The 8,618-nt window shown below is 38.6% G+C and carries 6 protein-coding genes; 2 read left to right on the plus strand and 4 right to left on the minus strand.

Annotation, left to right across the window (positions count from 1 at the left end; genetic code table 11):
• The first annotated feature begins 136 nt into the window (after positions 1 to 136).
• On the plus strand, positions 137 to 355 hold the full coding sequence (locus V7659_RS22465) for a hypothetical protein (RefSeq protein ID WP_335452740.1): 219 nt from the start codon (positions 137 to 139) through the stop codon (positions 353 to 355).
• A gap of 401 nt (positions 356 to 756) precedes the next feature.
• Positions 757 to 2,379 (plus strand): ABC1 kinase family protein, encoded by a 1,623-nt coding sequence (locus V7659_RS22470; protein WP_335452743.1) that lies wholly within the window; start codon positions 757 to 759, stop codon positions 2,377 to 2,379.
• A 113-nt stretch (positions 2,380 to 2,492) separates the two neighbouring features.
• On the opposite strand, the gene V7659_RS22475 is transcribed toward V7659_RS22470, so the two are convergent.
• The 4 genes from V7659_RS22475 to V7659_RS22490 all read right to left on the minus strand — a co-directional run.
• Positions 2,493 to 3,617, minus strand: a complete 1,125-nt coding sequence (locus V7659_RS22475; protein ID WP_335452746.1) for a glycoside hydrolase family 88 protein — start codon at positions 3,615 to 3,617, stop codon at positions 2,493 to 2,495.
• A gap of 157 nt (positions 3,618 to 3,774) precedes the next feature.
• The gene (locus V7659_RS22480; RefSeq protein WP_335452749.1) at positions 3,775 to 5,394 is read right to left on the minus strand and encodes a response regulator transcription factor; all 1,620 of its coding nucleotides are present in this window, start codon (positions 5,392 to 5,394) and stop codon (positions 3,775 to 3,777) included.
• Positions 5,372 to 7,210, minus strand: coding sequence for a sensor histidine kinase (locus tag V7659_RS22485; RefSeq protein ID WP_335452752.1), 1,839 nt, complete (start codon positions 7,208 to 7,210; stop codon positions 5,372 to 5,374). The genes V7659_RS22480 and V7659_RS22485 overlap by 23 nt, the downstream gene beginning before the upstream one ends.
• A 67-nt stretch (positions 7,211 to 7,277) precedes the next feature.
• The coding region (locus V7659_RS22490; RefSeq protein WP_420491761.1) for an ABC transporter substrate-binding protein at positions 7,278 to 8,618 on the minus strand (1,341 nt) is incomplete at its 5' end.

Genomic DNA, 8,618 nt, shown 5'->3' on the forward strand with positions numbered 1-8,618 from the left:
AAGAGTGGTTCATAAAGCTAAAATAGGATGATGACCGGCTTCATTTGACATGGTGCCTGACACCCATTCCTGTTATTTATTAATACTTTCGCCTTTGAATGAATAAACATGTACAAGCGAAAGGGGATAATCATGCATGGACAATCAGGGTTTCTTAAATTTTGTCATCTATAAATTACTCTCCCTCTCGATACAGTTCATTGCCCTGTATCTCCTCATCTTATTATGTGAATGGTTTGCGGAGAAAAAGGGCTATAACGTCTTTGAGCGATCCTGGTTAATCACGCTAATCTCATTGCCGCTATTAACCTTAATTATTTGGACAATCATTATTGGTAGATTTCATTTATTTTAGTAAGAGGCGGCCCCTATTCGTTACCGTTTATCTTCTTTTTTAACCCGGATGGGCATAATTAGCTTCTATTCGTTACCGTTTACCATCTTTTTTACCTTGGATGGGCACAATTACCTGCTATTCGTTACCGTCTACCACCTTTTTTAACTTGGACGGGCACAATTAGCTTCTATTTGTTACCGTCTAGCACTCTTTTTAACCTGGACGGGCACAATTAGCTATTATTCATAATTTCTCCTCCAAATGTTAGTCACAAGGGATTTTACAATGATTACAAAATGTTAAAATATAAATAGAAGAAATTTACATCACATATAATTAGTGACCACACCAGACTGAAACTTTCTATCTACCAAACTCGTTATAAATAGTAAAACCTGAAATGGATTGTGGGGATTCGGATGAAGACGAAAAATAAGCTGGTACGGATGTCGAAGGTCCTCTCTCTTGCCTTTGGCATTTTCCTGCAAATTTATTGGTATAAGATTCGCAGAAAACCGAAAGCAGAGTGGGACAAACTATGGGGGACCATCGGAGAACGGTTTCGCCAGACTCTGTTTGATTTAGAAGGCTTGCTCATCAAACTTGGACAAATCCTCAGCACGCGGGCCGATTTACTGCCACCTGCCTTTATCCGCCAAATCGAAGATATGACCGATAAAGTTCCGCCATCGGAATGGAACGAGATTCAGGAAATTTTAGAAAAAGAATGGGGCAACCTGTATCATCAACACTTCCAATCGATTGAGAAAGCGGCGATTGCTTCGGCATCGATTGGCGAAGTGTATAAGGGCGTGCTCAATGATGGAACAGAAGTGGCCATTAAAGTTAAACGCCCGCATATTGATTCCATTGTCGACACCGATTTTCGGATTCTAAGTATTGTGATGTGGTTTGTGGACCACTTAGTCCCTCTTCCAAAGGGTTTTATGAATTTTAAAGTTCTTTTTAAAGAAGTAAAGCAAGTGATTGTGCGCGAACTGGATTATTCCCTAGAGCTGAACACCATCGTGAGCTTTAAAGAGCGCTTTAAGGACATGGATACCGTCCATATTCCGTCGGTGTATGCTGAATTGAGTACCGCAAATGTGCTGGTCATGGAGTGGGTCGAAGGATTACGGCTGACCAATAACGACGCCATCAACCAATTACCCGTGAGCCGCAAGGAACTAGCTCAACGGCTGATGAAGGTCTTTCTCCCTCAATGGATGGAACCTGGTCCCTTCCATGCCGATCCCCATCCCGGCAACGTTCTGGTCTCAAAGGAAGGAAAAATTATTTTACTAGACTTCGGAATGGTTGGTGAACTTTCCAAAAAGGATGCCGGTTATTTTCAAGGATTAATTGAAAGCTTTCTCGCAAAAAATTATCCGAAGGCTGTGGATTGCTTGTTCCACTTAGGCGTGTTGCTCCCTGAGGCGGAATCAAGAACGATCGAACGGATCTTAGCGGAATTCATCACCTTCCAGCCAGCTCAATTAAAAGAAATGGATCTTCTTGCTTTTAAAATGGAAATCAATGATATGATTCAAGCACTGCCCATTCAAATACCAACCAGATTTGTCTTTTTAGGCCGGTCGGTTGTTACAATTGAAGGGATTATCCGCAACTTAGCGCCAGATGCAGAGATCTTAGAATTAGGGAAACCTGTGTTTATGGAGTGGTTAAACAAACAAGGAAATAATAAATGGCTGTTCGTCTGGCAATGGCTCCAATCGCAGCCGATCTTTAAAATTTTTCATTCTGTCACAGAATTCCTGAATGCACCGCAAAAATTAGAGCAGTTAAAGGAAGTCGAGCAACGCAGGCAATTCCAATTCACCATCTATGAAAATACGAAAAAGCAATTATTCCAGTTAACCCTCTTCGGGATGACAGGCATAGCCGCCGGGCTCTATACCACACACGACCTCATCTGGCAGCTATCCGCAGGAGTAGTCGCCATCTCGCTTGCTGGGTATGTTATTTGTAGTTATAAACTGAAGAAATGGATGAAATATATGCAGGAGAAACGGAGAGTTTAGATGAGGTAAGTGTTGTTTGATGGCGGTAGGAAAGGCAAAAGGGACGATTCTGGTGGTCGTGTGTAACTTAAATACAACCATGAATTCCGTCCCTTAGGTGTTCCTTTTCCATTCTACCAGAACAATTCCTTGTATCCTTTTAGTCTCGCAAGACCTTCAACAAAATAGTAGTCCCCATATATCAGTGGGTTGTCTGTATATTTCCCTTCAGGAAAATGGCTTGTGCCATGAAGAATTAATCCCTCTTCCTCGCCTTCCCAATCACTATAATTCTTGTATAACGATTCGAGGATTTTCTCCCCTGCTCGTTGGTAAACAGGCGATTCCACGGCTGTCACTTTATCTGCTAATAATAGGAGACCGCATGCGGCGATCGCACCTGCAGAAGAATCTCTTGGAGAATCAATTCCAGCAGGAAGGCGGAAATCCCAATCTGGAACGGCATCCTCCGGAAGATGGGAAATAAAGAAATGGGCTACCCTTTTGGCTGTTTCCAAGTATTTTGCTTCACCTGTGTAATGATAGCTTAATGTCAGACCATAAATCGCCCAAGCTGTTCCTCTTGACCATGCTGAATCTGGGCCAAATCCCTGTCCTCCCAACGCTTCAATCCTCTGCCCATTTTCAGGATCAAAACGGACGATATGATGTACTCCACCATCACTTCTAATAAAATTCTCCAAGACCATATCCGCATGTTTTCTCGCCACATTTTTGAACCTTGGATCCCCTGTTTCTTCGGTGGCCCAATAAAGAAGCGGCAAATTCATCATACAATCAATAATCGCAACACCGCTATTGTCTTCTCCCTCATGCCACGGGTTCCACGCTCGAATAAAATTCCCATTTGAATTGAAACGTCCCATTAGAAGATTGGCAGCCAGTAGTGCACGCCGCTTGGAATCCTCCTCACCTAAGAGCTTATATCGGGCAACGCTCGTTAAAGTCCACATAAAACCCATATCATGATCGAGACGGTAATAATCATTTTGAACTTTATCCAACTTTTCTTCACATTTCTCAGCTGTCTGCTTTAGGCTTTCATCCTGTGTATCTCGATACACTTGCCAGAGAAGACCTGGCCAGAATCCAGCTGTCCACCAGTACGGTTCCTCAAGTGTATACTTTCCATTTTGACTTGCGTGGGGAAAATTAGCCCCTATTCTCTTACTTGTTTTGCCAATTTTTATAGTAACTTGCTCCCATGCTTCTTCTACCCAGGGCAGTTGTTCGATCATCTTCTTCACCCTTCTTATTCATATTTTAGTTAAATTATAGAATAACGGCAGATTCCATTCGTAACACTATTTTGATTAATGTTTAAACTATTTTGACTTATTTTTTTCAACATAAAAAAAGTCCAGCGATCAACTGGACGACTTGCTAAAGACCCTTTCACCCCGCTGAGACTTTCCCGCCTCGATACTCAATAGGAGTGAACCCCACATGGTTTTTAAATAGTTTAATAAAATAGCTTTGATTATCATAACCAAGACGTTCACAAATTTTCCCCACAGAGTCAGTGGTTTGCTCCAGCAATTCTTTAGCCCTGGTAATTTTCATTTTTGTAACGTATTCAACAAATGTTTCGCCCATCTCTTTCTTAAACAAACGGCTAAAGTAACTTTGGTTTAAAAAGAGATGGCCAGCAACTTCTTCCAGGCTGACCCGCTTTTCTAGATTCATTGAGACATAGCTAATTGCATCCAATATTTCCGTGCGCTTTGTCTGATTGTACACTTCATTGGAGAGGTACAAAAATGATTTAAAATAATCAATGAGTAACACTCTTAATTCACATAAGAATTTACTCATAAGGATCTCTTGATGCAGACATTCAATCGCATGATCTTGACGGAATAATTGAAGAGCTTGCAATTTAATCTTAAGATCGATTAATAGTTTCAATAACCATTCCTTGACCAACTCTGGAGGGTAGTTCTTTTCCTCGATATGATGGATCCATTTGGAAACGATAGGAATGATCCTATTTTCATCTTTCGTTAACAACAGTTCTCTGAAGTCGGATGAAGCTTCATCGTATTTTGAAAACAGGTCCTCCTTTGCTGCCTGAACCAACTCTCTTTTTAAGATGGTCCCTGGCTGCATATAAAAACTTTGATGTTTTGAACTAAGCAAAAGTGATAACTCCTGCTTAATGTCTGCAAGCCTTGAGCAATCATCCCCAATTAAAAAGGATAAATCAATATTTAAATATTTTTTTAAAGCCTTTTGAATTTTTTTCATACTTCCAAATGAATCGTCAAAGGAACCAATCTTTAAAGATTGGAGACTGGGAAAGAAGATAATAAATTCATTTGCTGTTAGCGGAAAGGGGGCTGCATCCAATTTAGATTCTTTAATAAGATCTTCCAATACATTGTTAATGGCAAAAGTTACGTTATCTTCCGAGAGGTATTGCTCCTTAGCTAAATGAAAATCATGGACGAAAGCTAGTGTAGCAGTGTATCCCTTTTTATCTAACTGTAAACCTAGAGCATTGGCATCTATAAGCCATTCTTTTTCCGAGATTTGTGATTGATTGATTGTTTGCCTGATAAATCTTTCTTTTACATTCTCTCTATTTTTGTCGAGCATGTGCTGCAGCTGAAGTTGCTTTAAAGACTTCATTTTTTCATGATCGATGTTTTCTTTTACTTTTTTAATCACCCCACATAAATCCTCAGGGTCAAACATGTCTTTAACAATATAATCCTGTACCTGTAGCTTTAATGCTTGTTTGGCAAACTCGAATTCAGAATGGCATGATAAGATAACAACCTGTAAATTTGGATTTAACTCTTTTAGACGTTTCGTTAGTTCAATTCCATTCATTTTGGGCATTCCAATATCCGTAATTAAAATATCAGGCATTTCACGCAGAGCAGCTTCAAAGGCACTTCCTCCATTTTCGTACGTTCCTTGAAGCTTTACACCTAGATGCTCCCACTCAATTGTTTGAGATAACAATTCTAATACTGGATAATCATCGTCAACTAGCATTACTTTGTACATTAGACTTGATGCCTCCTTTAGGGATGGACAGAATGACTTGAGTACCCTTTCCAATTTCACTTTTTATTTCCATTTTAAATTCCGGCCCGAATGTCATATACAATCGTTCATACACATTTGATACGCCTAATGATGAGAAGCCTTTTTTATTTTTATCCATCTGATAATCGCTTCCGACTGTTTGGATCAACTTTCTATTTAATTGACTTAAAGCCTGATCGTCCATACCCTGACCATCATCTTCAACAACAATGGTCACCTCATTTTCCTTCCATTCTGCATTTACTTTAATCGTACCTGCTCTTTGGTTTAGACCATGAATGATGCTATTTTCAATAATTGGTTGCAGGATAAACCTCGGAATCATGATTGAATTCGTGTCCTCATGTATGGATAATTCAACATGTACTTTTTCTTTTTGCCTCATATTCATGATATTAATAAAGTCCAGAACAATTTGAATTTCTTCATAAAAAGTGATTGTTTCCTTTTCTTTAGAAATGGTCATACGCAATAATTTCGACAAAGAGCTAATCATATTAGCACTTTCTTTATCTCCTTTTACCAATACTTTCATCCGGATGGAATTAAGGACATTAAAAAGGAAGTGAGGATTGATTTGCGCCTGAAGCATGTCGAGCTCTGCTTTTCTTTTTCTTTCCTCCGTTGCTGTTATTTCTCGAATCTTTTCATTGATACGATCAAGCATTAAATCAAAGGATTCAGACAGCTTGCCTATCTCGTCCTTGGTTCGAATTCGGGAACGGATGCTTAAATTCCCCTGCTGGACGATGTCTGCAACATTCCCTAGACGGGAAATAGGCTTTGTAATCGTTCTCAAAGAATAAGTCATCAGAACTATAAAAATGGTAAAAAAGATAACTTGGACACTAATAACTTTATTAAAAATAGAATTTACTTTATTGGTAGCCTGTTTATATGGGACAACAGAGACAAGTTTCCAGCCCGTGAAAGAGATTTTATGTTCCGCAATTATATAGTTCATCTTCGAAATTTGAAAAATATTTGAGTAATTATTTTCTTTCAGTTGATCCCTGTATCGAAACAGTTTACCAATTTTAGAATGATCTTTTTTTGAAATAATATGATTTGAAGAATCCAAGAGGACCATTTCTTCGTGGCCACTCATGTTTTCGAATATTTGACTTATTTTATTTTCCATGGTGGTCACGATTACATAACCATAGATATTTGAATTCTCATCTCGTAAAGTTCGAGCAACTGATATTTGATAGGGATTCAGATTTTTCTCTGATTTAAACATAGTCGGTTGGCTTCCAATCCAGACGGATTCATATCCCTTTGTTAGGTTTAATTGCTTAAACCATTCTTCTTGAAACAAATCAGTTGGGTTATATTCACTATTAGAATAATTTGTATAGGACTTCCCATTTTTTAAGAGGATCGTGACGTATGATTTTCCTCCAAGCAACGTAATATTATCAATCGTTTTGTTGATTTTACTGTCAGCCAAAAACGATTGGTATTTCTGTTCGCGAGTTTGATTGAAGATATTTTTTGTTTTTCTTTTTAAAAGTGTATTCATTTCCGCGTCAACTTGGATAAAGTTTGTAATATACATCATATCTTCGAGGAGTTTCTCTACATATTCATTTGCAATAGTCAGTTCTCGATTTGCATTAGACAATGCCTGTTCCCTTATGGTATCTTTCGTTAAATAGTTATAGATAAATAACGTCATCGTTGCGGGTATAAGTAGACAAATGAACGAAATGAAAATAACTTTAAAACGAAATGAACGAAGCGACATTAAAGTATGAACCTTTTTCCCCATATATGCTCAGTCCCTTTTATTCGAAAAAAATGGGGTAACGGGGTACCCACTCTTCCAATCCACTTATTTAATGATTGTTTTCGATAATTTCTTGTATTCTCGCTTGAGAAGCTTCAATCGTCTTATCAATGTTTTGTTCACCAAAAATTAGCTTTTCATATTCTTCGTTGATTACCTTATAAATTTCCGCCTGATAAGGAACGGGCGAAATATACTTTGATGACTTGGCATTTGTTAACACATTAACAAGAGATTCTTTATCAACTTTTTCGGGATTATTGGTACCACTAAGAATTTGATCGACAATTTTTTTTAAGTCTTGATCTTTGACTTTATTCCACGATGGAATGTTTTTGCCTTGGACGATTTGTCCTTCCGTTGTATACCATCGAATAAAAGTATAGGCTTCTTTTTTATGCTTTGAATTTGCAGCTACTGTCATATAGTCCGTTGTTACTGGAGCATAACCGCCCTTATCCGTTTTTCGGTTTTTGGGGAAAGGGGCAACAGCCACATTGAAATTTAATGGGTACTGATCTGAGCCTCCAAGCTCTGTGTTCATCCAGCTGCCTATAAGGATCATACTTGCATTTTGATTAAAAAACTGATTACGGTAATGAAGCTTCTGTGACAGAATATCTACATAAGGAACAGCTGATTGATCGTCCTGCTCCATTTTTAATCTGATCTCCAGTGACTTCTTAAAGAGGGGATTGTCTAGATTTGACTTCCCATCTTCTGTCAAAAACCCAGAATTTTCAGACTCACTAGCGAGTGCAAGTCTCATATACTCCATCCAGCTTCCATTCTGCGGCCCATGGAAGTATGTTCCGTAATGGCCATCTCTTGTGAGTGCTTTTGCATATTCCATGAATTCATCCCAAGTCCAATCCTTTGGGACCTTTAGTCCTGCTGCATCCAAATGATCTTTATTTAAGAGGACGTACCATGGATTAAATTTACCCGGAAGCGCATAATATTTACCGTTTATCTGGGGATCTACCTTATATTCTTCCGATACTTTGTAACCTTCTTCTTTAATAAAATCATCTAGAGGAGCTGCCATTCCCATGCTAACATGCTGAGCATAACTCGCTGATTCACTAAACATGAGAACATCCATTTGTTCTCCCGATGCAGCAGCAAGGTCCAGTTTTTTAGTGGCCTCCTGCGTGTCCCCCTTTTCACTGAGAACGACTAAATCAATGTTGATGTATGGATACTTTTTCTCAAAGGCATTTATTGTTTTCTTCCAGTTGTAGTTTGCCTCAGTCCCATAGGAATAGAATTTTAATGTGATTTTTTTGTCTTTTTTCGTATCTGACGACGTCTTGCTTTCACTTCCTGAACAACCTGTAACTAGACTCGAAAATAGTGCGGTACATATAAATAAAGACCATATTTTTTT

Origin of the sequence: Neobacillus drentensis (assembly GCF_036966985.1) — a bacterium.
Lineage (GTDB): Bacteria > Bacillota > Bacilli > Bacillales > Cytobacillaceae > Neobacillus > Neobacillus drentensis_E.